Source organism: Gilliamella sp. Choc6-1 (genome assembly GCF_001690385.1).
Taxonomy (GTDB): Bacteria; Pseudomonadota; Gammaproteobacteria; order Enterobacterales; family Orbaceae; genus Gilliamella; species Gilliamella apicola_A.
Genome location: NZ_LZHI01000013.1, coordinates 21,263 through 44,594, shown reverse-complemented (window position 1 = coordinate 44,594; position 23,332 = coordinate 21,263). Strand labels below are relative to the sequence as shown.

29 protein-coding genes and 1 tRNA gene are annotated in these 23,332 nt (G+C 34.6%); 19 read left to right on the top strand and 11 right to left on the bottom strand.

Going from position 1 to position 23,332, the window contains the following annotated elements:
* Positions 1-86 precede the first annotated feature (86 nt).
* From artQ to A9G36_RS01325, 5 genes are all read left to right on the top strand, one after another.
* Complete coding sequence (gene artQ / locus A9G36_RS01345) at positions 87-821, top strand: arginine ABC transporter permease ArtQ (RefSeq protein ID WP_034945570.1); 735 nt, start codon at positions 87-89, stop codon at positions 819-821.
* A 12-nt stretch (positions 822-833) separates the two neighbouring features.
* Positions 834-1,511 (top strand): arginine ABC transporter permease ArtM, encoded by a 678-nt coding sequence (gene artM / locus A9G36_RS01340; RefSeq protein ID WP_065569275.1) that lies wholly within the window; start codon positions 834-836, stop codon positions 1,509-1,511.
* A gap of 1 nt (position 1,512) precedes the next feature.
* On the top strand, positions 1,513-3,348 hold the full coding sequence (uvrC, locus tag A9G36_RS01335) for an excinuclease ABC subunit UvrC (protein WP_065585302.1): 1,836 nt from the start codon (positions 1,513-1,515) through the stop codon (positions 3,346-3,348).
* A 108-nt stretch (positions 3,349-3,456) separates the two neighbouring features.
* A complete protein-coding gene (gene pgsA, locus A9G36_RS01330) occupies positions 3,457-4,011 on the top strand; it encodes a CDP-diacylglycerol--glycerol-3-phosphate 3-phosphatidyltransferase (protein WP_034945562.1) in 555 nt (184 codons plus the stop codon).
* Positions 4,012-4,188: 177 nt separating this feature from the next.
* A tRNA-Leu gene (locus A9G36_RS01325) sits at positions 4,189-4,276 on the top strand.
* 498 nt (positions 4,277-4,774) lie between these two features.
* On the opposite strand, the gene A9G36_RS01320 is transcribed toward A9G36_RS01325, so the two are convergent.
* The 7 genes from A9G36_RS01320 to A9G36_RS09820 form a co-directional block, all read right to left on the bottom strand.
* Positions 4,775-5,338 carry a DapH/DapD/GlmU-related protein gene (locus tag A9G36_RS01320; RefSeq protein ID WP_051825205.1) on the bottom strand — a complete coding sequence of 188 codons (564 nt, stop codon included), beginning with the start codon at positions 5,336-5,338 and terminating at the stop codon, positions 4,775-4,777.
* Positions 5,339-5,787: 449 nt separating this feature from the next.
* Entirely contained in the window at positions 5,788-6,429 is a 642-nt protein-coding gene (locus A9G36_RS01315) for a hypothetical protein (protein WP_034945560.1), read from the bottom strand.
* On the bottom strand, positions 6,422-7,438 hold the full coding sequence (locus A9G36_RS01310) for a phage integrase (RefSeq protein WP_065585301.1): 1,017 nt from the start codon (positions 7,436-7,438) through the stop codon (positions 6,422-6,424). Before A9G36_RS01310 ends, A9G36_RS01315 begins: the two co-directional genes overlap by 8 nt.
* Before the next feature lie 3 nt (positions 7,439-7,441).
* Positions 7,442-8,521: a DUF262 domain-containing protein gene (locus A9G36_RS01305; protein WP_065585300.1), complete on the bottom strand. Its 1,080-nt coding sequence runs from the start codon at positions 8,519-8,521 to the stop codon at positions 7,442-7,444.
* Between the two features lie 7 nt (positions 8,522-8,528).
* Positions 8,529-9,134 (bottom strand): hypothetical protein, encoded by a 606-nt coding sequence (locus tag A9G36_RS01300; protein ID WP_065585299.1) that lies wholly within the window; start codon positions 9,132-9,134, stop codon positions 8,529-8,531.
* Positions 9,135-9,275: 141 nt separating this feature from the next.
* Positions 9,276-10,550 (bottom strand): BRCT domain-containing protein, encoded by a 1,275-nt coding sequence (locus tag A9G36_RS09825; protein WP_081296648.1) that lies wholly within the window; start codon positions 10,548-10,550, stop codon positions 9,276-9,278.
* Between the two features lie 14 nt (positions 10,551-10,564).
* Positions 10,565-10,924: a helix-turn-helix domain-containing protein gene (locus A9G36_RS09820; protein ID WP_081296647.1), complete on the bottom strand. Its 360-nt coding sequence runs from the start codon at positions 10,922-10,924 to the stop codon at positions 10,565-10,567.
* Between the two features lie 141 nt (positions 10,925-11,065).
* Here A9G36_RS09820 and A9G36_RS01285 point away from each other — a divergent pair, with 141 nt between their 5' ends.
* From A9G36_RS01285 to A9G36_RS10085, 9 genes are all read left to right on the top strand, one after another.
* Entirely contained in the window at positions 11,066-11,305 is a 240-nt protein-coding gene (locus tag A9G36_RS01285) for a MerR family transcriptional regulator (protein ID WP_065585298.1), read from the top strand.
* A gap of 193 nt (positions 11,306-11,498) precedes the next feature.
* Entirely contained in the window at positions 11,499-11,843 is a 345-nt protein-coding gene (locus tag A9G36_RS01280) for a hypothetical protein (protein ID WP_065585297.1), read from the top strand.
* Positions 11,844-12,068: a DUF2732 family protein gene (locus A9G36_RS01275; protein ID WP_065585296.1), complete on the top strand. Its 225-nt coding sequence runs from the start codon at positions 11,844-11,846 to the stop codon at positions 12,066-12,068. It abuts the gene before it with no gap.
* The gene (locus A9G36_RS01270) at positions 12,068-12,292 is read left to right on the top strand and encodes a TraR/DksA C4-type zinc finger protein (protein WP_065585295.1); all 225 of its coding nucleotides are present in this window, start codon (positions 12,068-12,070) and stop codon (positions 12,290-12,292) included. The genes A9G36_RS01275 and A9G36_RS01270 overlap by 1 nt, the downstream gene beginning before the upstream one ends.
* Complete coding sequence (locus A9G36_RS01265) at positions 12,276-12,701, top strand: hypothetical protein (RefSeq protein WP_065585294.1); 426 nt, start codon at positions 12,276-12,278, stop codon at positions 12,699-12,701. The genes A9G36_RS01270 and A9G36_RS01265 overlap by 17 nt, the downstream gene beginning before the upstream one ends.
* A gap of 58 nt (positions 12,702-12,759) precedes the next feature.
* Entirely contained in the window at positions 12,760-13,581 is an 822-nt protein-coding gene (locus A9G36_RS01260; RefSeq protein WP_081296646.1) for a DNA adenine methylase, read from the top strand.
* 10 nt (positions 13,582-13,591) lie between these two features.
* Positions 13,592-13,855 carry a DUF3850 domain-containing protein gene (locus A9G36_RS01255; protein ID WP_065585293.1) on the top strand — a complete coding sequence of 88 codons (264 nt, stop codon included), beginning with the start codon at positions 13,592-13,594 and terminating at the stop codon, positions 13,853-13,855.
* A gap of 4 nt (positions 13,856-13,859) precedes the next feature.
* Positions 13,860-15,746, top strand: coding sequence for a replication endonuclease (locus tag A9G36_RS01250; RefSeq protein WP_081296645.1), 1,887 nt, complete (start codon positions 13,860-13,862; stop codon positions 15,744-15,746).
* Positions 15,747-15,795: 49 nt separating this feature from the next.
* Positions 15,796-15,972: a hypothetical protein gene (locus A9G36_RS10085; RefSeq protein ID WP_155268321.1), complete on the top strand. Its 177-nt coding sequence runs from the start codon at positions 15,796-15,798 to the stop codon at positions 15,970-15,972.
* A 395-nt stretch (positions 15,973-16,367) separates the two neighbouring features.
* Here A9G36_RS10085 and A9G36_RS01245 read toward each other — a convergent pair whose 3' ends face one another.
* The 4 genes from A9G36_RS01245 to A9G36_RS01230 form a co-directional block, all read right to left on the bottom strand.
* Positions 16,368-16,781, bottom strand: a complete 414-nt coding sequence (locus A9G36_RS01245; RefSeq protein ID WP_034945528.1) for a type II toxin-antitoxin system HicB family antitoxin — start codon at positions 16,779-16,781, stop codon at positions 16,368-16,370.
* Between the two features lie 42 nt (positions 16,782-16,823).
* Entirely contained in the window at positions 16,824-17,000 is a 177-nt protein-coding gene (locus A9G36_RS01240; RefSeq protein WP_065585292.1) for a type II toxin-antitoxin system HicA family toxin, read from the bottom strand.
* Between the two features lie 86 nt (positions 17,001-17,086).
* Positions 17,087-18,073, bottom strand: coding sequence for a phage portal protein (locus A9G36_RS01235; protein WP_065585291.1), 987 nt, complete (start codon positions 18,071-18,073; stop codon positions 17,087-17,089).
* 2 nt (positions 18,074-18,075) lie between these two features.
* On the bottom strand, positions 18,076-19,857 hold the full coding sequence (locus A9G36_RS01230; RefSeq protein WP_065585290.1) for a terminase large subunit domain-containing protein: 1,782 nt from the start codon (positions 19,855-19,857) through the stop codon (positions 18,076-18,078).
* 152 nt (positions 19,858-20,009) lie between these two features.
* Between A9G36_RS01230 and A9G36_RS01225 the strand changes: the two genes are divergently transcribed.
* The 5 genes from A9G36_RS01225 (at position 20,010) to A9G36_RS01205 (ending at position 23,330) form a co-directional block, all read left to right on the top strand.
* On the top strand, positions 20,010-20,849 hold the full coding sequence (locus tag A9G36_RS01225; RefSeq protein WP_065585289.1) for a GPO family capsid scaffolding protein: 840 nt from the start codon (positions 20,010-20,012) through the stop codon (positions 20,847-20,849).
* A gap of 48 nt (positions 20,850-20,897) precedes the next feature.
* The gene (locus A9G36_RS01220; RefSeq protein WP_065585288.1) at positions 20,898-21,908 is read left to right on the top strand and encodes a phage major capsid protein, P2 family; all 1,011 of its coding nucleotides are present in this window, start codon (positions 20,898-20,900) and stop codon (positions 21,906-21,908) included.
* A 1-nt stretch (position 21,909) separates the two neighbouring features.
* Positions 21,910-22,557, top strand: a complete 648-nt coding sequence (gpM, locus tag A9G36_RS01215) for a phage terminase small subunit (protein ID WP_065585287.1) — start codon at positions 21,910-21,912, stop codon at positions 22,555-22,557.
* A gap of 93 nt (positions 22,558-22,650) precedes the next feature.
* On the top strand, positions 22,651-23,127 hold the full coding sequence (locus A9G36_RS01210; protein ID WP_065585286.1) for a head completion/stabilization protein: 477 nt from the start codon (positions 22,651-22,653) through the stop codon (positions 23,125-23,127).
* Positions 23,127-23,330, top strand: coding sequence for a tail protein X (locus A9G36_RS01205; RefSeq protein ID WP_065585285.1), 204 nt, complete (start codon positions 23,127-23,129; stop codon positions 23,328-23,330). Before A9G36_RS01210 ends, A9G36_RS01205 begins: the two co-directional genes overlap by 1 nt.
* Positions 23,331-23,332 lie beyond the last annotated feature (2 nt).

Here is a 23,332-nt window from a genome sequence, read left to right as displayed (position 1 = left end):
TATTTTTTATTAAACAATGTTAATTTAACAACGGTTTTCTTATGTCAGACTTTCTAACGAATAAAATAAATTGGATTCTATCTTTGATGGATGGATATATATTGCCACTAACACAAGCAACATCAATTACATTATCATTAGCTTTAGCATCATTAGTGGTAGGCATATTTTTTGCCTTTATTTTTACACTATTAGAATTGTCTTCAATTAAACCTGTTGCGTGGTTAATGTCACTTTTTAATTTAACGATTCGCGCTTTACCTGAACTATTAATTGTTGTCGCTATTTATAACGGATTACCGTTATTACTCATATTATTAAATGATGGTTTTACCATTAACCTTTACTTTGCTTCATTAACAATACAGCTAGACATTCAAGATTTTAATATTAATCCTTTTTTATGTGGTGTTGCTGCACTTTCACTTTTATATGCGGTTTATGCTTCACAAACATTGCGTGGTGCATTTAAAACAATTTCAAATGGGCAGCGGCAAGCAGCCCAAGTACTTGGACTTAGTAAATCACGCACGTTTTTTCGTATCATAATGCCACAAATGTGGCGTCATGCATTACCAGGATTAAGTAACCAATGGTTAATTTTGTTAAAAGATACAGCACTAGTATCAGCTATTGCTATTAATGATTTGATGATGCAAACAAAAGCAATTATAGCTAGAACAAACCAACCTTTTTTATGGTATTTCATTGCAATGACTATCTATTTAATTATCTCAATTTTAAGTCAAAAAGTTATATCACGAATTGAAAAGCGTTCAACCTATTTTGAACATCCAACACCAACATCAGCAAAAAATTAGTAAGGTCTTATTATGTTTGATACTTTTATTTATTATCTTAAAATCATACTTCAAGGTCTACCTAATACATTAACCTTAGGAATTTTAGGAATTTTATCGGCAGGATTGCTAGCAATCATCTTATCTTGTTTATTGTCATTAAATTCGTATGCTTTAACTAAAGCGATTCGTACTTATATTATTTTATTTACCGGTTCTCCGCTACTTGTACAATTATTTTTAATCTATTATGGACCATCACAATTTAGTGATACATTAAGCAAAGTACCTGCACTTTATAAACTTATTTCATCACCTTGGTTTTGCGCATACTTAGCTTTAACACTTAATAGTGCAGCTTATACTACACAAATATTTTACGGTGCATTAAAATCGTTACCTCTAGGACAATGGCAAGCTTGTGAAGCACTTGGTATGGATAAAAAACAAACATTAAAAGTTATTTTACCTTATGCATTAAAACGAGCTCTTTCAACTTACTCTAATGAGATCGTTTTTGTTGTAAAAGGTACGGCATTAGCATCGATGATTCCAGTAATGGACATTATGGGATATAGCAATCAATTAAATAGTGATTATTATGATTTTTCTATTTTTATTGTTGCAGGCTTAGTTTACCTCTTGATAAATGGCTTACTTAGCACCATTATGAGGATTATAGAGAAAAAAAACCTCACCTTCGAAAACTAATATGAGCCAATTTGATTCAACTACTTTTTTAAAAAAAGTCCCACATAAGCCGGGTATTTATCAAATGTTTAATGATAAAGAAACGATTATTTATGTGGGAAAGGCCAAAGATCTTAATAATCGATTAAAAAGCTACTTTAATAACAGCAAAAAAACATTAAAAACGGATATGCTTGTTAGCCATATCCATCGCATTGAATTTACAATTACCAATACTGAAACCGAAGCTCTACTACTTGAACAGACATATATCAAAAAGCATCAACCACGATATAATGTGCTTTTAAAAGATGATAAAAGCTACCCGTTTATAAAGCTAAGTAAAGAACGACATCCTCAACTGTCCCTTTATCGTGGAGCAGTCAATCGAAAAAAAGATGAGTTTTTTGGTCCTTATCCTAGTGGATATGCAGTAAAGCAAATATTAGCTTTATTACAAAAAACGTTTCCAATAAGACAGTGCTTAAATTCAACCTATCGCAACCGAACTCGGCCCTGCTTACAATATCAAATTAAACGTTGCTTGGGTCCTTGTGTTCCAGGATTAGTCAGCGATGAAGATTACCTAGAGCAAGTTAACTATGTTAGATTATTTTTATCAGGTCAATCAGATCAGATAATACAAAAAATAACTGAAGATATGCAAAAAGCTAGTAGCGAACTCAGCTTTGAAAAAGCGGCAGTTTTGCGTGATCAACTTCAAGCAATAAAACACATCAATGAAAAACAGGCAATATATAACAATAATGATAATCTTGATGTTATTGGATTCCATTATGAGTTAGGTTTAGCTTGTATATATGTACTGTTTATTCGCAATGGGCAAACATTTGGGCATCGTTCTTATTTTCCTAAGGTTCCATCAAATACTGAACTAGAAGAAGTCATCGAAACCTTTTTAGGGCAGTTCTATTTACAAGGCAATCAAAACAGAAATATCCCTAAAAAGATTTTACTTAACTTTTCATTGTCTGATAAACAACCAATGGAAGAGACCCTGTCACTTATTGCAGAGCATCAAGTTAAACTAATTGATGAGCCTAAGGGAGATAATCTTAAATTATTGAATATCGCAACCGTAAACGCTCAAACTGAAGTTAAAAATAAACTATTAGAAAATTCCACAATAAAACAACGATATGATGCGTTAAAATCTTTTTTGGGGATCGATAAAATTAACCGAATGGAATGTTTTGATATCAGTCATTTTATGGGCAAAAATACAATAGCATCTTGTGTGGTATTCGATGATAAAGGTCCTGTTAAATCGGAATTTCGCCGTTATAATATTTCAGGCATAACACCTGGCGATGATTACGCTGCTATGGAGCAAGTTTTAACTCGTCGTTATAGTAAGAAGGATCTTCCAGAAGAAAAAGTACCTGATATAATCTTTATCGATGGAGGTAAAGGGCAACTAAACCAAGCTTTAAAAGTATTTGAATGTTTAGAAGTAAACTGGAATAAAAATCACCCTATTTTAATTGGTGTTGCTAAAGGTGCAGAACGAAAAGAAGGGCTTGAAACACTTTTCTTTGAAGCGCATGGAGCTGGCCATTATATTGATGATCATTCTCCAGCTCTACTATTAATTCAACAAATTCGAAATGCCTCACATGATCATGCGATTATGGGGCAACGCAAGAAAGGTGTAAAGCAGTTAACGGATAGTGCATTAGAACATATTCAAGGGATCGGAGCTAAAAGAAGAAAAGCATTACTTAAGCATTTTGGTGGCTTAAGAGAGCTAAAAAATGCTAGTATTGATGAGATCGCACAAGTGCAAAGTATTTCTAAATCTTTAGCCGAAAAAATTTATTTAAATTTACAGCAATAACGCATTGAAAAATTAAAATATTTGAGGCAACATAAGCGTTAAGAAAACCTGTTTTTTTTAATTATCACTAATTATTTGATTAATAAAACAAAAAAGAGCTGATGTCACATGAAAATCAATATTCCTACATTTTTAACATTATTTAGAGTCATTTTAATCCCCTTTTTTGTGTTGGCGTTCTATCTCTTACCTTATGAATGGTCAGGTTTTTTTTCTGCACTATTATTTCTAATAGCCGCTGTTACAGACGTCTTTGATGGTTATCTTGCTCGCAGGTTGAAACAAACTACTAAATTTGGTGCATTTCTTGATCCTGTAGCAGATAAAATTATGGTAACTATAGCACTTATTCTTATAACTCAATACTATCAAGCTTGGTGGATCTCTATTCCTGCAATTATCATTATTTCACGTGAAATAATAATATCGGCTCTACGTGAATGGATGGCTGAAATAGGGAAACGCAATAATGTGGCTGTTTCATCGCTAGGAAAAATAAAAACTATTTCCCAAATGACAGCATTGACATGGTTATTATGGAGACCATGTAATATGGTTATTTATGCTGGTCTTGCAGCTTTAATACTTGCAACCATTTTAACTTTGATATCAATGTTACAATATTTGTTCGTTGCTCATAGCGATTTATTAGATAGCAAATAAAAGCTTTAAACAGATTTAATAGCAAGCTAGTGTACAATGAAATGCTTTGAGAAATTTTCATTTTAATTAAACATTGAACAATTACACAGTTAATATCAAATTTTTATTGACTGAAAAGATAGCATAGGTAAAATGCTATCATTCAAAACACAATTACTTTCTAGTAATTAATTTCAAGCCCGGGTGGTGAAATCGGTAGACACAAGGGATTTAAAATCCCTCGGCCTTTTTGGCCGTGCGAGTTCAAGTCTCGCCCCGGGCACCATTTAGTATCTTAAAAAGACTTTATAACCCTAGATCACTTTTCTTATAGTTTTACAAAAATACAACTAGCAATATTATTGATTTTCCCCTTACCTTTATAAATCATTTTTGTGTATATTGACATAATAGGTGTTGTAAAGCCACTTGACCTAACAAATTTATTAATAATAAGATTTCGTTATTTCAAATTTCCTATTTTTTAAATGCATTTATCATAGCTATTAAATATTAGTCTTTAAAACCATAAATGAGAACATATAAAAGAATAAATAAATACAATATATAAAAAATAATAGAATATTATTTTCATATATTTCTTTTTAATAAAGAATGAAAGAGCGATTAAATGATGGTCCCTTAACCTATTTCTTGCTCGAATAATTTGTGCAGACAATTATAGCAAAAAGAATAGTATAAAATTATTAATGATGAAACTGACTTTAAGAAGATAAATCTTAAAATAGCCAAATGAAAAATTCAAATTTCAAAGTAAATAAGATTAACTTTGAATAACAATATTGGTCTTTTGAGTATAAACGGTACAATTATCAGGAATATCTTTATTAACAAAAGTCATCGCCCCTATTACGACATTATTACCAATTTTAGTATTCTGCCCAAACATCATACTATTTGTACCAAAAGTGACATTATCTCCTACTTGTAAATAACCATCGTGATAATAGCTTTTAAAACCAATGGTAACATTACTTGAAATATTACAGTTTTTACCAATCTTAACTCTTGGCGTAATAACAATACCGACTAAATGCCAAATATGTAATCCAATATCAATATCTGCTTTAATTGAAATATCAAGACAATGCTTTTGATTTAATTTATTAATAATTTTTTTGGCACATGTTCTTTCGCTTTCATCACCTAACCTATACATAAAATAAGCAAGACGATACCAAGCTAAAAAGCTATTTTTTCTTAAAAGTTTTCGAAATAATCTTATCCAAGTGAAATCTTTATGAATATATTCAACTACCCAGTAATTTTTTAAATTTGTTAAATCGTGAGTGAGCAAGAATTTGATAATAGAAATATATTTAAACATATTGAATAATATTATAAAATAACTTTCGCTTATCTTAATAAAAAAATTAAAAAATGACAAATTAAACCTATTTATAGATTCTTTTAATTTTATTCTTTTAACCTAGCTAAAACCATATAATAATAAAAGCCTTTCATTTTACATAACCACTTAATCAATAAAAAAGGTTGAACCATTAGATTAATCTCAATGTGCAAGTTAATACAAAAATAAAAAGCACTATAGAAAATAATAACTATTTTGCTCTATAAAGGTGATTATGAAAGATTTTATTAGCGATTTTTTGGTGGCCCCTACTGGACTTGAACCAGTGACCAATCGATTATGAGTTCTTTAAAGCTGTATTTAAAATCAATAACTTATAATTAAATCAAGCGGTTAGGGATACATATATAGACACATTTTACTATATAAAAATATTTTCAACCGCCATTTTGCCGCCAATTATTTTAATCAACAAATTCAGGTTCTTTTATAAGAAAAGCTTTATTAGGGAAAAATAATGAATATACACCTATATTTTTATTTGTAATTTCTAATTCTTCATTATTGACTTTAAAATGAAGCGTTGCATAAATAAGTTTTTTTCCAGATATATAATTAAAAACTTCTGCATCAAAATTACTTTTTAATGGTGATTTATTTCCAGCTAATAACATATTACTTTGCATATTACAAATTAGCTTTATATCTACTCTTAAGTTTTCTGGTTGTTCTAGATGATTACAGAAATCAAGAAACGCCGAACTATTAATTACACCTGTAACCTGATGATCTTTTACTCTTAACTCAACATTTATCGTAACATCAGACTCATTTTTTAAAATTGTCCTAGGGATAATATCGATATAACCTTCACTACTATTAGTCCACTTTCCTGAAAATTGTGTTGAACTGCCAAACCATATCCAAAAATCCTTATATTTTGATAATAATGTATCAATTGATGAAATAATATTAGCTGTATTCGTAATAATTGTAATAAAAAAAATAATGATGACAACAGGATTTGTTATCACTCTATTCAACCAACTTTTATTATTGCTTGTAGTTTGTAATTTTTTGATTTTTCTATTCTTTTTTCTAGTCATGTTTTTTAAATTGGTTTAGATTTAACGGATTCAACCTTACCGCATCTTCAAAGTGATCAGGTGCAAAGTGTGCGTAGCGCATGGTCATTTTGATATCGGTGTGGCCGAGTATTTTTTGTAAAACTAAAATATTGCCACCATTCATCATAAAATGGCTGGCAAAAGTGTGGCGTAATACATGAGTTAGTTGTCGATCTGGTAATTCTATTCCTGCACGATCGATTGCTGAACGGAACGCCGAGTAACAGGGGGTAAATAAGCTACCATTCTTTTTGGGAATTTCGTTAAAGAGTTTATCACTAATTGGAATGGTTCGATTACGTTTGCCTTTGGTGTTAATGTAGGTGATTTTACCATCTTTTACTTGAGCACCTTTTAGGCTTTCGGCTTCGCTCCACCTTGCTCCTGTTGCTAGGCAAATTTTAACAATAATGGTTAAATCGGTAGCGGTGCTTTGCTCACAAGATGACAGGAGTTCATGAATTTGCTCTTTTGTAAGATAAGCCATTTCTTGCTCATCTGTTTTAAATGGGCGTATTCTTTCAAGCGGATTGCTATGTTGCCACTCCCCTAGCCGAATTAACTCATTAAACATGGCTTTAAAATAAGTTAATTCAAGATTCATTGTACGTGGGGTAACATTCTTTATCCTATCTGTTCGAAATATCTCACCATCAATACGCTTTTGACGATAATTAGTAAACTGTTTAGCTGTAAAATGAGTAGCTAATGGATTATCAATGCATTCACAAGCAAATAACATCGCTTTTAGGCGTGTTTGACCGTCTTTAAGCGTTTGCCCATGTAATGAATACCAACTGTTAATTAAATCTGATAAATGGCGTTTATCAATCTTTTCACCTAACCAAGGCTTTTCGTTGGTTTGCTCTTCTAAATAATTTTCGTAAGCTAATGCCTCGCCTTTGGTCGCAAAGGTCTTACGAACTCTACGACCGCCCTCAAGGTATTTTTCGAATAGCCATTTATTACCATTTTTACGAATTGACATAATTTACCTGGAGTTATTTACCAATCGTAAAATTGTATTATGCCTAAGCAACCTTTCTTTTTTGTTATTAACAGCTTCAGCCGCTGCTAATTTATATTCATCAGCAGGATTTAAAGCAAATATATTTAAATTTTCTTCTAATTTCTCAACAGCTATATCATCAAGATTAGCAGTTGCTAATGCTATTATTAATGAAAAAATATTTGCTTTTTTAAACCAAAAATTATCGAGTTTCATTTTTAATATAAGGTTCGCTCTTTCTTCAAATACATCAACAAGCTCATCTTTTTTATCAAAGTTAATACTAAGCTCATCCAATGCCAAGAAGCTTTTTTCATTACGATTAAAAAATGAAAATAGATAAGTAGACATTAAATTAAGCACATGCATCAAATGAACTTTTCTTTGTATGTCCATAGCTGTATATATCTTTTTATTGCTAATCAATCGTTGAAATGCTTTTACTTTTTTTGTATTCGCCCAGACATAAAAAGATTCAGGTATATTCGGATCCTCTTTAAAATCGGAATATTCCCCTCCTTCATCGTCAGTTAGCTTTCTATTTATATCTATTGAACTACATAACAATCTGGCAACTAATAGAAACTCTGATGTAGAATATTCTGAGGCTAATTTTTCTATAGTTGTTAATGAATTTGATGTTCTATTAATCCGCTGAAAAATTTCCTTAACTTTAGGATCATCATTTTCTAGGTCTAACTCTATCAATGCTATTTCATATTTAAAAAAATCATTTTTTTCGTCTGGAGATAATTCGCTAAAATATCTATTTTTAACAGGGAATTCATTTCTAATGAATTTTAAAATGGCATTTGTTCTTTGCTGTCCATCTACAATGCATGATATTGTTGCCATTTTTTCAACATCAATTTTCCCTTTAGATATAAAAATTTGGGGAAATGGAAACCCTAAAAGAATTGTTTCAATAAAATCTCTATTATGCACATCTCGCCAAACTAAATTTCTTTGAAAATACGCATCTAAAATATATCTACCCGCCATAACTTCATTTATATAATTTAACAGGCTAACTGACCTAACTTTATATTGAAGGCTATTCATATTTTCCTCACTCACTAATTATTGGTAAATCTGCATCCAAAGCAAACTGCTCCGTTTTCCTATAAAAATCAACAATTGATTTCTGCTGATAATTAAACATCATTTCAGATAAAAAAATACCTGCATTTATTTTTGCAAAGTGCATGGTATATTTATTCGATATAGAACCAAAGAAAGTAAACCAATCTGTCTTCAAAGGTATATCTGGCATAAAATCAGGTCGTAGCCACCCCTTAGATAAATAAGACATATATGATTTTTTATTATCACGTTTTTTAAAATAAGTATTTTGTAGTCCTTCTGAATCTAGTAAAGATTTTTCCAGATAGAAATTAAACAAACTCGAACTAATTATAGCTATATCCAGATCAGACCTTATTGCGTCAAATTTTTTTGACTTATAGTAACTATAGCCTGTCTTACCCGAACCGCATAATTGAATAGAAGTTATGGGAATCTTGAAATGCTCACTTATAAGCTTATAAATGACATATTGCAGATCCTCTTTACCCCTAAAAACATAAGAATTATAAATAAGATAAATTTTTTCGGCTATTTCTTGAGGAGATAATTTATCTATATCGTTCTTCAAACAATCAGAATAAAGCTTCATACAATTTATTTCCCATTCTTTTTTCTCAAATTAATCTACTCTTTAACTCACTAAATTCTTAATCGGTTATTACGCCTTTTTCTTTTAGGTTTCCCAAACATTCCTGTTTTTCAAAAAATTGTTAGATAAATCTTTTTTAAATCACTCCCCCAATAACATCTCACCAGTTTCTAAAAAGTTTAAGAAGTCGCTTTCATTCATGATGCTAATTCCCATTCCTTGTGCTTTTTCAATTTTTTTGATGCTTGCGTTATAGCCAACACAGAGTAATTGCAGGTTTAAGGTTACGCTTTGTCGGACAGTTAATTTTTTTTCTTCTGCCAATTTAATTAAGCGTTCTTTGTCGGCTTTTCTAAAGCCTGTGAAGTGAATGTTAAATGTATTAAATGCAGCAGATTTACTTTGCAAGCGTGGAATAGTTGATTCTAAAACATCAATGGCATGATCTAAATTATCGGCAAGATCATATAAATTAGCATCCAGTTCATTATCAAATTTTGCAATTATTCGATCTTTTCGATACGTTCTAAATTGCCCATTGTCACCGTTTGTTATATTTATACCTTGAATATATTTTTCATCTTGCCGAATGTATTGGACAACATGAATTAAAAATTCTTTTCTTACATTGATATATGCAAATATTAATTTACCGCTCATCCTTTCCCATCCTATTGTTTTTAGTTTAGATTCAAAATTATCTTTTAAATATCGATCACGTTCTTTAGCTTTTTTCTCTTTTTCTTCTTCTGCTGTTGGAGGTGTGTAAGAAATGCTTCTGACTGGATTCTGTTTTTTTTCTTTTTTTGCTTCTGCTTTAATTGCTTTTTTGGCTTTAGCTTTAGCTCTGGCTTTTAAAATTTTTTCAGGTGAACTTTTAGACATCTTGTTGTTTTTTTGTTTAACATGAGAATCTAGATGTTGTTCTATTATTTCTTTTTGATTGTTATCTTTTTCTACTTGTTTGGAATTTGTAACATTAACAAGAGAAACTTCTTTTTTGGATGATATTAACTTGAATAAAATAAAACGTATTGCTACGAAAAGAGTAAATATTATTGAGGAAAAAAAAGAGATAACAATTGCAAATGATGATGACAAAAATAACACTTCATTCTGATCTTTATCAATAGATACAGCCAAAAGAATTGATATGCAAAAAATTAAAAAACTAATGCCACTAAATTTTAAAACTACTTTGTTGGTGCTTGTTATTAATTTTTTTACGGTCAAAAACAGAAAAGATACTAAAAACCCTAAAGCTGAAAAGAAAAATAAAACGACAATAAAAAGACCTAATATTATAGATTTTTCGTCGTAATTAGTTGCCAATGAAATAGAAGAAACAAATGCAAAAAAACAAACAATCATAAATAAAAATAATACTTTATTTGAACATAGATGATTGTTTGTCATCTTTTAATCTCCTATCAAATCAATTTAGCCTTTAATGCATTAAATTCTTGCTCAGTGATTGCACCTTCTTTTTTGAGCGCAGCTAGTCGTTCCAATTTTTCCAACGTATCATCAGAAAGAATTGTTTCTTTTGATTGTTGTTCAGTTGGTAAAAATTCACCTTCACCATTAGCTAACCATTCTAATGAAGCTCCTGTTTCAGCCATGCAACGCACTACTATATCTGACGGGAACTGATCCCTTTTATAGCGTTGAACAAGACTTGCAGAAGATATATTCAAATGATTAGCCAACATTAATTTAGTTTTAAAACCATAAGCTTTTAAAACTCTGTCTAAAACATCTGCGCCACCAGTATCAAAATTGATTTTCACAACTTAATCACCCAATTAGTATTTAACTCAAAAAATTAATAAAATCCTATTTACATTTATTTAATGTTAATTTATTATTAACTAAATCCTAATTTTATTATATATAAACACATATAAACACCTAACTAGGAATAATGCACTATGACGCCAAGAATATCAATAGCTATTTCAGCGCCTTATGTCACTGTTGATGAATTTGCCCGTGTATCAGGCATGAATCCTCGCACAGTAAAAAAATATATTAGTGAAGGCAAGCTTCCTATCCGTAAAAAGCAAATCACAGGCAAGTACGACCGCTCTACAACTTTTATCAATATGGTGGCTTTAACCCTTGAGGGAGCTAAAGCCTTTAATCCTGAATTAAATATCAAAGAGGAATAAACAATGAGCTACGCAGTCTATTTAAGCCCAAAATGCGCCGGCGTTTCGAAAACAATTTATATCAAAATCAATCAACATAACCAGAAAGGCTGGGTTGAGAAGTCGAACGGGCAAGTAATTAAGTTGCATAAAAAGTTAATGGCTAATTAAGTGAGTCTAGGCGCACTTAATCCTAGACATTGCGAGGGGTTACATGAACACAATGCAAAATAATCAAACTATAGAACCACGCAGTCTATTGCGTGAGTTTCACCAAATATTAAGCAATCAGCGCAGTTTAGCCCGTTCTGCTTTTAACAATTTAAATTCTGGGCAAAAGCGTTTACTGCTGAACGCATCAGGCATCGAACCACGCACTACAACGATTTATAACGTGGATAGTCAATTTACTCATGCGTGGGAAATGAATTACGACAACCTGACAGATAACGAAATTGACGATCTGAAAAAAGGTTTACGCAGGTTGCAAGCAATTATTGATGCATTCGCATTATGTGAAGAAGAAGATTTTAAAAAAGAAACTAAAAAGGTGGCATAAATGGACATGAAAACAGAGGCGACGCCGGAGTTAACACGTCAATTACTCGTAACAATTAATAACGCAAAACGTGATCTACGCCAAGGACTGTGTGACGTTTTTACAACAAAGTTAGAGCGATTAGCGGCGCATATTCGAACTGAACAACTAACTGCTGCCGAAACGGCTGAATTGCTACGTGATGAAGCGGAGTTTTTACGTGAGCAAATGAGGGAGGAGATCTAATGGCAGATTTAGCAGATATAGCACAAGCACACATTGAAACAGTTGCCGCCGCGGCTGTGAAAAATGCAAGTGCAAAGGTTTACACCGGCAAATCATCACTTTATTGCTGTGAATGCGGTGAACCAATACCGGAGGCAAGACGTGACGCCGTGCCGGGTTGTAGTTTGTGTGTTTATTGTCAGCAAAAAGAAGAACACGAGGTAAAGCATGGGGTTAGTAAATAAATTGCGATCCGCCATGGGTTATACCCCGCAGCACGTCCGCATACTTGCGGAACTGCAAAAACTTGCGGATCACTTTGAAAAATCTTGGTGTTTGCAGCGTGAAACACCGCTACTTAAAACAAAAAATAAAGGAGAAAAACAGATGCTTTGTGAATTTGAAAATAAATCTTGCAAAACAATTAAAGTTATAAATGTAGATGATTATCAGTTTGAGTTAATTGTGGGTTATGGCGTGCGAGTAATGAGCATCTCTAAAGAGCAAGTAAAAGAATTAAAGTGTGCAACAATCTTTGCTATAGCGCACGGTAGCGATGCGATTGTTTGTGAAGCAGTCGGTTTATATGATTCCGCGGTTGATAACTTCACAGATGTTCTTGAGTTTGAAATCAAAGAAGACGAAGCAGAATAAATCCATTAATCAATAATCAATCGGGGCAATTGGCCCCAAATCTTTTAAGGCTCAAAAAATGTGTGTGGAAAAGTCTTTTTTGAAATGGGTCGGCGGTAAGGGTCGACTTATCCCTCAATTATTACCTCACTTGCCAGACGGCCAGCGGCTAATAGAGCCGTTTGTTGGGGCGGGTAATGTGTTTATCAATACAAATTATAATAGCTATATATTAGCTGATAAAAACCGTGATTTAATTAACGTTTATCGTTGGTTACGTGATGACTTAGTCAGATTAGTAAATACCGCTCAATCACTATTTGATAGTGACGTTGATTTTTATGAAGTTCGCTACCGTTTTAATTGCAATATAACGCAACCATTTGCGTTAGAACGTGCTGCTGAATTTATCTATTTAAATCGTCATTGCTTTAACGGTGTTTGCCGTTATAACCAAAAAGGCGAATTTAATGTGCCGCACGGCAAATATAAAAAGGTTCGCTTCCCAAAAGCTGAACTAATCGAATTCAGCAGCAAACTGAACTCTGTCCCGGTTACATTAATGGCGGCAGACTTTAGGGCTGCGATCGAAATGGCCGAAGCGGGCGACGTTATTTATTGCGATCCGCCATACATTTCGGGCACTAAAAACGATATTTTCACCGGCTACACCCCCCACAAATTCAATTACCCAGTCACGAAGTTATTGCGTGATTTACTGGTTCACGCTGTCAGGCGCGGAGCAACTGCAATCGTATCAAACAGTAACAACACAATAGTAAAAGGTATTTTTAGTGATTTCGAAATCTACGAAATCGACGCACCGCGGTCGGTTGCGGCAAATGGCAATCGAAAGTCTGCAAAAGAGATCATTGGTGCGTTAACGCCAGATATGATTTAGAGGCTAGATAATGAAATTACATAACTTAAAAATTCAAACAGAACATTTTGAAGCGATTTTAGCGGGAAGGAAAACGGCAGAATTACGTATCAACGATCGTAATTATAGTGTTGGTGATGCGTTATGTTTACATGAGTTTGCTAATGGTAATTATACATGCCGCAAAATTACTCGATATATTTCTCACGTATTAGAAGATGAAACGTATCTACAGAAAGGCTATGTAATGCTTAGCCTTGCTAAAGACAATAAGTTGATACTGATACAAGAATAATAACATGACATCAATCACGCAAAACCTACCATCAATCAGTAACAAGGCTAAATATGCCTTGCTTTCTGATATGCGTGATTATTATGAAAAAGTTGGGAAATTCTTACCTAATAAAGAAGTTATCAGAACGCCAGTTAATCCACATGAATTATCACCAAAAATGCCTAATGGGCTTTCATATAATGAAATAAAATTATGGCAAGTAGATACCGAAGATCATAATTTTAGGGCTAATTATTTTTCTGGTTTGCCAGACTTTTTAAGTAGCTATTTTGCAAATGAATACATCAAACTATTTCGAACAAAAAGCCGAAAATCCGCCAATACATTTTTGCGTAAAACACTTGGCGGTAATATTAAATCAAGGCTTGATTTGGTTAATAAACAATATGAATTTATTAAACCAAGCGCACTATCTATTAACTTTTCTGCTGAGTTTGAGAGCTTGCCTACATTTGGCAGAGAGCGAATTGCTGAGCTTGGTGTCCAAATAGCCCGTTACATAGATAAACTTATACAACAATTATTAGCTGATCATGAGTTTTGTTTATCTGCCAATGAGGTTAATCAGCTTGGGCTTGAGTATCAACTTTATAAATCTGTTTTAAATGAACTAGACGGCATCAATATCGTACCGCCCTACTTTGCCGATTATAAAAATGGAAAGTTAACCAATGAAAATATTGTCAGAGCGTTGGCAAAATTAACCAATGAGGATTGGTGGTATAACAAGTTAAAAATTCGTCGAGATTTCCAGCATGAACATTTGGCTATTGCCGTTGGGCAAGTACAAAAGAAAGCTACCGCCTATGCCAGTCAATCTTGCCAATCAGAATGGAAAGAACAAAAGCGACGCAATAAAAAATATTTAGAACAAATGGCAATTGAAAATGAAGAAACTGGCGAACAAATAGCACTTGATTTGCAGGTATATAAATCTATTTCCAATCCAGCTATTCGTCGTGCTGAGCTAATGACCCGCATGAGGGGCTTTGAAGATTTGGCTGATGAAATGGGTTATACCGGTGCATTTATTACATTAACCGCCCCTTCAAAATACCATAGTGCCTACTCAAAAGGCGGATTTGTCAAAAATTGGCAAGGTAATAATCCACGTGAAACCCAAGCCTATTTGTGTAAAGTATGGTCAAGGATTCGAGCAAAGCTTAATCGTGAGGATATTAAGTTTTTTGGCTTCCGTGTTGCAGAACCTCATCACGACGGCACACCGCATTGGCATATTTTAGTTTTTATGCGTCCCGAAGATTTACAAACAGCTTTTAAAGTAATGTGGATCTATGCTATGGATGAAGACGGGCAAGAAAAGGGAGCTGCCAAAAATCGCTTTGAATTTACCCTGATTGATAAAAAGACAGGTTCGGCCACGGGTTATATCGCTAAATATATTTCTAAAAATATTGATGGTTATGCGTTGGATAATGAAGTAGATGATGAAACTGGCGAAAACTTAAAAGAAACAGCCAAAGCGGTAACTGCCTGGGCAAGCCGCTGGAAGATCCGCCAATTTCAACAATTAGGCGGTGCACCTGTTACCGTTTGGCGAGAGCTACGCAGATTAAGAAATCAAAAAGTAGAAGATAAAATTATTGATCCTGTTTTAGCATCCGCAGATGTTGGCGACTGGGCAGCATATACAAGCCACCAAGGTGGTCCTATGGTTTTGCGTAAAGATTTAAAAGTTAGGCTATCTTATGAAGAAGAACTAAATCAATATGAAGAAACTATTAAAAAAATAAAAGGTGTATTTTCACCGCTGTCAGGGCTAGCTTCGTTTATTTGCACCAGACTGATTAAGTGGAAAATAGTTAAAAAAGAAAAACCAAACAAGGACCTTGACCTTAAAAAACGTGCGGCACGCACGCCTTGCTAAAAAATTACTGTATAAATATACTGTATATAAAAACAGTAAGGTATTAGAAATGGACGAATTAGAGAAAGCAAAAAAAGTAGAGAGAGCTGAATTACTTATCCGTGTTGTAACAGAGTCTGAACATCTAACAGAGCGTGATAAAGATATCACACTGTTTTGGATTCGTGATTTATTGGAACCTTTAAAAGAGAGCTTTTTAAAAACAACATCAAAAGAAAATTTATAAAATTTTTTACTGCACGTCTACACTGCACGAAAACGAAAGATCTAAAAAGGATCACGGATCACTAAAGCCCTTATACTAGGGCTTCTTTTGTGATGTTTGCAACTTTGCACAATTTCACACACTTTTAATGCGATGGTGACGTGGGGTTTAAATATCGCAATTTTACTTTTAGCCTTTATATCATCATCAAAAATCAACAACAACCTGTCTAAAACGCTCATAGTGAAGAGATTTTAAAATCTGTGAACAGCTATGTGTAGAATAAAAATCGCTTCTCTATATGCTTTACAGCTAAAATTAAATTTTCAAATATTACATTTAGTTAGCTGAATGTTTATATATGCTAATAACAAAAAAAGCCCCTTTCGGGACTTTCATTTGATTATGTGATTAAGTCAAGCTACATTTAATTCAAGACGTTTACCCAAAGCAGACAATGCTTTACTGATCGTATCGATTTTTGTTGCATGCTCTAAATTAACAATACGTTGCACTTCTTGAGGTTTTACGTGAATACGTTTTGCTAGCTCGACGTTAGAAATATTCTGTTCAACCATTTCATTAAGTAAAAGCACTTTGGCAAAAATACTCACGGGTAATTCAATTAAATATTCTCCTTTTTTAGCCTTACTTGGTAATGGAACGGTACGATGATCTTCAAAATAAAAATCCATACTTGTTACTAATGCATCTTGAGCCATATCTAACGCATCTTGCAAATCATCACCACAAGTAATTGCTTCAGGAATATCCCTAAATGTTACTGTATAGCCATCATCTTCTTTAGTTAGTTTTGCAGGATAAAACATAATAACCTCTTTTAAAGAAAAGCCCCCTCACGAGGGCTTTAGTTATTTTAGATTTAGTTGCCTTTTGATTGCTATCATTGTACCGTTTTTTAACTCCTTGCTAGGATGTCTTGGCATTGTTGATTGCTTTCCGTTGTAATAAAGTTTCAGGTGATTACTTCCTTGCTTTACTTCAACACCTTGAGCAACTAACCATCTTAAAAACTCACTTTGTTTCATTATTGCTCCGTGCTGTTTTAAGACAGTTAAATAATAAACAAAAATGTTTATTATTTCAATCTAGAAATAAACATTTTTGTTTATTTTTATTCAAGCAGGTATGGATTAAATTTAACTACCTCCTCACCCATCCAATCATTAAGCTGTAAAAATCTATCTTGTAACGGTTTGATTTCATTACGAGCAAATACTTTAGAGGCTTTTTCTGGATCACCAAATCCACCCGTATTTTTTGGTGTTATGCCCATTAATGATGGTGGCACTCGGTGTGCTGTTAAGATATCATCTTGGCTTACTGATTTGATGTCTGCAAAATTATCTTTAGCTGCCACTTCTCCAACGGGTATCAGTTTTAATCCATCTGGCTTACCGTTTGGTGAGTACATGAGCAAATTGCGGAAGTTGCCGGGTCCACGGCTGCTTTGCAATGCTTTCTTTAATTCTTCAATATCTTTTTCATTATGGGATGGATTAGATAAATATAAAATAAACCCTGCATGCGAACCATTTTTATAATAACGTTGACGGAATACGGTAGCCGAGTTATCAAGCCAAACCGAATTAATGGCGGCTAAATATTCGGGTAATCCGTAAATTTCTTGGTTAATATCGGGCGCAAGCATATGCCACACCGACCCTTTTTTGAATTTATGCTCTTCCCAATACTTATCAATATACCAATATTCGTTCTTGACTATTCCACGACGGGTATATTTTGCTAATGTTGGCTTTAGTCCGTCGGTTTGCCTTAGCATATTGGCCCGTTTTTCGAGATAGCAATTACCTAATATTAAAAAATCATTAGCGATTCGCTCAAATGCTTGACGTGATAAGTATTTATGCGGAATAAATGTACTGGTTAAGATATTTCGTTTTACATAAATCGGGCTGCTATGATATGACGATGAACTAAAGGTATTGGCTAGCGTATCTAAATTAACTGGCGGCTCATACCAATTGCCGCACGGGGTGCATTGTAAATAATTTAATAAGTCTTTTGCATCGGCTAAAGGCTCACGATCGCCAAACGTAAAACATTCTATCTTTTCATCTTGTTGTGTAAATTCTGTCATGACTAAAATACTCCCATAAATCCGCTGTTGCTGTTTGCTCCGCTAATACTTTCTAGCGGCTCGTTATAAATTGCGTGCATGGTTGCCCAAGCAATATCGGCATGTGAAACCTCATCATTGCGATCAGCCACATAAGTGACATAACGCTGGCTAGCTGTTAATGTTTTACGAATAGCCATAAACGATTGGGCCAAATCCGCCCATCCAGCATCAAATTCCAATCGTTGTCGTCTGATGACATCTTGCATTTTGAGGATTAAACGTTGTTTGACTTCAATTGAATATTTAAATGCCACTACAGCAGGATAAAATTGCTTAACTAGTTGATAAACACCCTCGCCTAACCCAGTAGCATCAATACCGATGTAGGTGACGTTATATCTTTCAGTCATTTTTCGAATAGCATCGGCTTGTGTGGCAAAGTCCATCCCCGTCCATTGATGCTTTTCAATGACTCGGAATTTACCACCTTCAACCATCGGCGGTGAAACAACTGCACACCCCGCACTATCCCCTGTGTGTGACGGATCATAGCCGAACCATACTGGTCGCTCGCCAAGTGGCCGCACGGCAAATGGTTTATAATCATCCCAAATATCCCAAGAATCGACCATACACGGTTGTAAACTGGATAACGGAAACACTGATGATGAATCATCAATAAAATTACATAAAAATAAATTAGCGAACTCATCAGGACTATATTCAAGCTTAAGTTGATTAATATCAAATAAATCAAATCCCAATTGCTCGGCATCTTCAATCGTAACAATCTGCCGCCATTGCCCATCGGCACATAATTTGCCACCTTTTAATGCTTGATGTGAAATATCAACGTTAATACGTTGCTCTTTTCTACGTCCTTTATTAAATAGCTCCCCAGTCCAAAACTTATATGCTTCATGATTAATGCTAGACGGCGTTGAGAAGTAAGTTTGTCGCCAACGTTTTTGGCTCGACATGCCAGAGGCAACTTTACGCAGTTCTAAAAATTTATTAATCCAAAAATACTCATCCAAATATAAATTACCATGATAGCTTTGTGCCGTTTTAGAGTTGGTACCTAAAAAGTAAAGGCGGGCATCATTATGTGGAAAGTGGATAACTTCGCCTTTCAGATCCATATCTATACCGTGGAAAAAATCGATAATATATTGCCGAAATTGAAAAGCTTGGGATTTTGAGGCGGATAAAAATATCTGATTACGCCCAGTATTCACTGCATCAACCGCACCCTCACGAGCAAAAAACATAGTTGCCCCAATTTGGCGTGATTTGTTAATGTTTCTTATGCGGTTTTGTAAACCAGCCCGATACCAAACTTTCTGATGCTCATATAAGCCATCATGAAATAGTTCGTTAATTTTTTCGATTTGCTCATCAGTTAAAAGATTGGTTTTAGGCTTTTTCTTCGGCTTGGCATTACGATTGGCAATATTTGGGTTTAAATCAACTTCATTACCGCCATTTTGATATTTTTCAATTCTGGCCGTACGTTCTAACTGACGGCTAAGTAAATCAATTTCTTTAAAATCTTTACCTTCCTTATTTGGTTTTATTACAAGATGGATTAATTGCGCTTCAAGAACGCCATTAACCCTACCCAATACGGATGATTCATCCCACTTATCACGCCGTTTCCAGCTATGAATAGTATTAATATTTTCATTCAATAGTTCAGAAATACGACTAATACGATACCCTGCCCAATACAGCGATCTAGCAACTTTTCTTGGGTCGGTATTATCACTAATTAAATGATCTAATAAATTGACGTTTACCATGTGTTCTCCTTTAGTAACGCCAATTTACCTATCATTTTTATTTTTTTATGTTTGTTCAGGTTGTAAAACTCTAATTTACAAGTTGCCCCAATTGCTCTCTTTCGTTTGTCAATTCAACATAAGGCAAAAACAATCAGCTAAGGATTACAACAATGGGGACAGACGTTAAGAAGTCAAAAAAAATTAAATCAAAATGGTTTCGTGTTGCGGTAGAAGGTGCCACCACCGACGGCCGTAAGATCCAAAAAGAATGGATCGAGCAAATGGCAGAAAATTATGATCGTGATGTTTATGGTGCACGCATCAATTTAGAACATATCAAAGGTTATTCACCTGATAGCCAATTTAAACGCTATGGCGATGTATTAGCATTACGAGCCGAAGAAATCAAAACCGGTCCATTAGCAGGAAAGCTAGCATTACTTGCACAAATTGAACCAACTGATGAACTCATTGAGCTTAATAAAGCTAAGCAAAAAGTTTATACCTCTATTGAAGTTAATGCCGAATTTGCTGACACAGGCAAAGCTTACCTTGTTGGTCTTGCTGTCACTGACGACCCTGCAAGCCTTGGTACCGAATTTTTAGAGTTCAGTGCAAAAGCAAGCGTTAACCCGTTAGCTAGCCGTAAACAATCACCCAATAACCTTTTCACCGTTGCCGAAGAAACAGTGATCGACTTTGAAGAGGTGGATCCCCAAAGTGATACCGCTTTTAGTGCCATGTTGGATCGTCTAACTGGCTTATTCAAAACCAAATCAGAAAAAGACTCAACCAAATTTGTACAACTTGGTGAGATTATCGAACAGTTCGCCACAGCAACAACTGATCGCTTTACGGAAATGGAAGCCAAAATTGTTGAACTAACTAACGAGCTAAGTGATGTCAAAAAACAAAATACCGAACTTGTCGAGCTATTAAGTGAATTGCCAGATTCGCCTGATCGCCCTCTTTCTACTGGTGGCTCGATCGACGTTGAAACAGACTGCTAAACAGTTGATTAAAGAACAAAACAGATTAACTAAATTGGGAAATCAATAATGAGAAATGAAACAAGAAAGCTATTTAACGGATTCAAACACCGCATTGCACAGCTTAACGGCATTGATAATGCCAGTGAAAGTTTTGCTGTCGATCCAACCGTAAACCAAACATTAGAAAAACGGACACAACAATCATCCGAATTTTTAAGCAAAATCAATTTTGAATTTGTTGATGCCCAAGAAGGTGAAAAAGTTGGCGTTGGTGTAACAGGCACAACAGCCAGCACAACCGATACCACAGCACAAGATCGGGAAGCGGTAGATATTTCCGACCTTAACAAGTTTAACTATCGTTGTGAACAAACTAACTACGATACATCAATCCGTTATGCAAAATTAGACGCATGGCGTCATAAAAAGAACTTCCAAACTATTTTACGTGATGCCCTAATTAAACAAAAAGCATTAGATCGGATGATGATTGGTTTTAACGGCACAAGCCGTGCAGTAACATCCAATCGAACCGCTAACCCATTATTGCAAGATGTCAACAAAGGCTGGTTGCAACATTACCGTGAAGATGCGCCAGAAAGAGTAATGAATGAAGGCACAGTAAAACCGGGTAAAATTATTGTCGCTAACAGCGGTGGTGATTATAAAAATTTGGACGCACTCGTCTATGATGCGGTTGAAAATTTAATTGATCCCGTCTTTTCAGATGATACCGGTCTAGTTGTTATCTGTGGTCGTGGACTGCTTCATGATAAGTACTTCCCGATCGCTAACGACGCCGATAAAAACACCGAAAAAGTAGCAGGTCAAATTTTACTGGCTAAAAAATCAATCGGTGAATTACCTGCGTATCGTGTGCCGTATTTCCCTAAAGGTGCCATGCTTATTACCACATTTAGCAATTTGGCCATCTATATTCAAAATGGAACCGCTCGCCGTCAAATTATTGACAACCCGAAACGTGATCGTATTGAAGATTACCAATCTGCCAACGAGGCGTTTGTCGTAGAGCGTTACGAAGCAGGCTGTTTAATTGAAAACATCGAGGTTCGATAACATGGCATCACCAGCTCAAAAATTTTTACAGAAACATTACGCTCAAAAAGAGCGTAATACCAACGATATAAAAACAACCAATGCTTATGAAATGATGCTGGCCAAGCTCAATAATGATCGCCTTCGTTTGAAAAAATTTCAATCAACAGAAGCAAAAATTGAGCTAAAAAAAGTGCTTATTCCTGAATATATGGATTGGATTAACGGCGTGCTTGAGTCTGATAATGCTCAGCAAGATGATGTATTTATGCGCCTATTAGTTTGGATGATTGATACCAAACAATTTGAACAAGCATACCCACTGGCCGAACATGCATTAAAACATAACTGGGTTACGCCTGATGAATACAAACGGCAAACCGCCACACTCATCACCGAAGAGCTAGCCAATACCACACTAACACAGATTAGCAACAAGCAAGTTGTTGATGCGGGTATTTTGCTTAAATTTGCTGAACTCGTCGCTGATAAAGATATGTTTGATCAGGTTCGAGCAAAACTAAATAAAGCCATTGGCTATGCACTAAAAGAAACACAGCCAGATCAGGCGTTAGGTTATTTGAAACGAGCTTTAGAACTTGATGAAAGTTGTGGCGTAAAAACAGCCATCAAAGAATTAGAAAAGGCCTTAAATAAGACCGATGCTTAACCGAGTGAACCCTCACACCTCGGCGGCACAAAAGCAATAAATGCATTCTGCAGGTTAACGCTTTTGTCCACCGCCGATTAACAAAGGTAAATTATGAACGACTTTACGGCTATCGCAAGCGCTAACGAAGCTGACAATATCGAAATTAGTAATATTTCGTTTTTTCCAGCAATTAATATCAGTGATGTTCGAAAAACTCAACGGCTAGACGGTACAGTCACAACTGAGCGACTAAAAGCCGCAATTACCAGTGCAATTATCGCTGTTAATGATGATCTATATAGCTGGCGAATAACAAAGCAAGCAGCTGGCATTACATCAATTAATGATTTAAGTGACCAGCAAATTAATGGCGAATCAAAATACTTACTTTTGTACAAGCACGCCGTTTATTCGTGGGCTAATGCATTATTGAATGAGCAGTACATCAATTTTGATGCAACAGCAAAAGCCAAAGCCAAAGGCGAGATTGAGCCTAACATCGACAGTATTGGCAATTTATATCGCAATGCTCGTTATGCCATTCGTGACATTTTAGGTAAATCACGATCGACCATGGAATTAATTTAATGATTGTTTATGCAATGCAAAATGAAACCGTTGACGCATTGGCGTATCGAGTTTTTGGCAAAACTAAAGGGATTGTTGAAATTATTTACCAACAAAACCCAACACTCTGTGAACTGCCGGCAATGCTCCCTATGGGTACCGCTGTAAATGTGCCCGAAGTGGTGCCAGAGCCTGAAAAAAAACGATTAAATTTATGGGATTAACC

Coding starts and splice junctions, on each gene's coding strand:
- artQ (WP_034945570.1), top strand. CDS start 87: ATGGATGGATATATATTGCCACTAACACAAGCAACATCAATTACATTA.
- artM (WP_065569275.1), top strand. CDS start 834: ATGTTTGATACTTTTATTTATTATCTTAAAATCATACTTCAAGGTCTA.
- uvrC (WP_065585302.1), top strand. CDS start 1,513: ATGAGCCAATTTGATTCAACTACTTTTTTAAAAAAAGTCCCACATAAG.
- pgsA (WP_034945562.1), top strand. CDS start 3,457: ATGAAAATCAATATTCCTACATTTTTAACATTATTTAGAGTCATTTTA.
- A9G36_RS01320 (WP_051825205.1), bottom strand. CDS start 5,338: ATGTTTAAATATATTTCTATTATCAAATTCTTGCTCACTCACGATTTA.
- A9G36_RS01315 (WP_034945560.1), bottom strand. CDS start 6,429: ATGACTAGAAAAAAGAATAGAAAAATCAAAAAATTACAAACTACAAGC.
- A9G36_RS01310 (WP_065585301.1), bottom strand. CDS start 7,438: ATGTCAATTCGTAAAAATGGTAATAAATGGCTATTCGAAAAATACCTT.
- A9G36_RS01305 (WP_065585300.1), bottom strand. CDS start 8,521: ATGAATAGCCTTCAATATAAAGTTAGGTCAGTTAGCCTGTTAAATTAT.
- A9G36_RS01300 (WP_065585299.1), bottom strand. CDS start 9,134: ATGAAGCTTTATTCTGATTGTTTGAAGAACGATATAGATAAATTATCT.
- A9G36_RS09825 (WP_081296648.1), bottom strand. CDS start 10,550: ATGACAAACAATCATCTATGTTCAAATAAAGTATTATTTTTATTTATG.
- A9G36_RS01285 (WP_065585298.1), top strand. CDS start 11,066: ATGACGCCAAGAATATCAATAGCTATTTCAGCGCCTTATGTCACTGTT.
- A9G36_RS01280 (WP_065585297.1), top strand. CDS start 11,499: ATGAACACAATGCAAAATAATCAAACTATAGAACCACGCAGTCTATTG.
- A9G36_RS01275 (WP_065585296.1), top strand. CDS start 11,844: ATGGACATGAAAACAGAGGCGACGCCGGAGTTAACACGTCAATTACTC.
- A9G36_RS01270 (WP_065585295.1), top strand. CDS start 12,068: ATGGCAGATTTAGCAGATATAGCACAAGCACACATTGAAACAGTTGCC.
- A9G36_RS01265 (WP_065585294.1), top strand. CDS start 12,276: ATGGGGTTAGTAAATAAATTGCGATCCGCCATGGGTTATACCCCGCAG.
- A9G36_RS01260 (WP_081296646.1), top strand. CDS start 12,760: ATGTGTGTGGAAAAGTCTTTTTTGAAATGGGTCGGCGGTAAGGGTCGA.
- A9G36_RS01255 (WP_065585293.1), top strand. CDS start 13,592: ATGAAATTACATAACTTAAAAATTCAAACAGAACATTTTGAAGCGATT.
- A9G36_RS01250 (WP_081296645.1), top strand. CDS start 13,860: ATGACATCAATCACGCAAAACCTACCATCAATCAGTAACAAGGCTAAA.
- A9G36_RS10085 (WP_155268321.1), top strand. CDS start 15,796: ATGGACGAATTAGAGAAAGCAAAAAAAGTAGAGAGAGCTGAATTACTT.
- A9G36_RS01245 (WP_034945528.1), bottom strand. CDS start 16,781: ATGTTTTATCCTGCAAAACTAACTAAAGAAGATGATGGCTATACAGTA.
- A9G36_RS01240 (WP_065585292.1), bottom strand. CDS start 17,000: ATGAAACAAAGTGAGTTTTTAAGATGGTTAGTTGCTCAAGGTGTTGAA.
- A9G36_RS01235 (WP_065585291.1), bottom strand. CDS start 18,073: ATGACAGAATTTACACAACAAGATGAAAAGATAGAATGTTTTACGTTT.
- A9G36_RS01230 (WP_065585290.1), bottom strand. CDS start 19,857: ATGGTAAACGTCAATTTATTAGATCATTTAATTAGTGATAATACCGAC.
- A9G36_RS01225 (WP_065585289.1), top strand. CDS start 20,010: ATGGGGACAGACGTTAAGAAGTCAAAAAAAATTAAATCAAAATGGTTT.
- A9G36_RS01220 (WP_065585288.1), top strand. CDS start 20,898: ATGAGAAATGAAACAAGAAAGCTATTTAACGGATTCAAACACCGCATT.
- gpM (WP_065585287.1), top strand. CDS start 21,910: ATGGCATCACCAGCTCAAAAATTTTTACAGAAACATTACGCTCAAAAA.
- A9G36_RS01210 (WP_065585286.1), top strand. CDS start 22,651: ATGAACGACTTTACGGCTATCGCAAGCGCTAACGAAGCTGACAATATC.
- A9G36_RS01205 (WP_065585285.1), top strand. CDS start 23,127: ATGATTGTTTATGCAATGCAAAATGAAACCGTTGACGCATTGGCGTAT.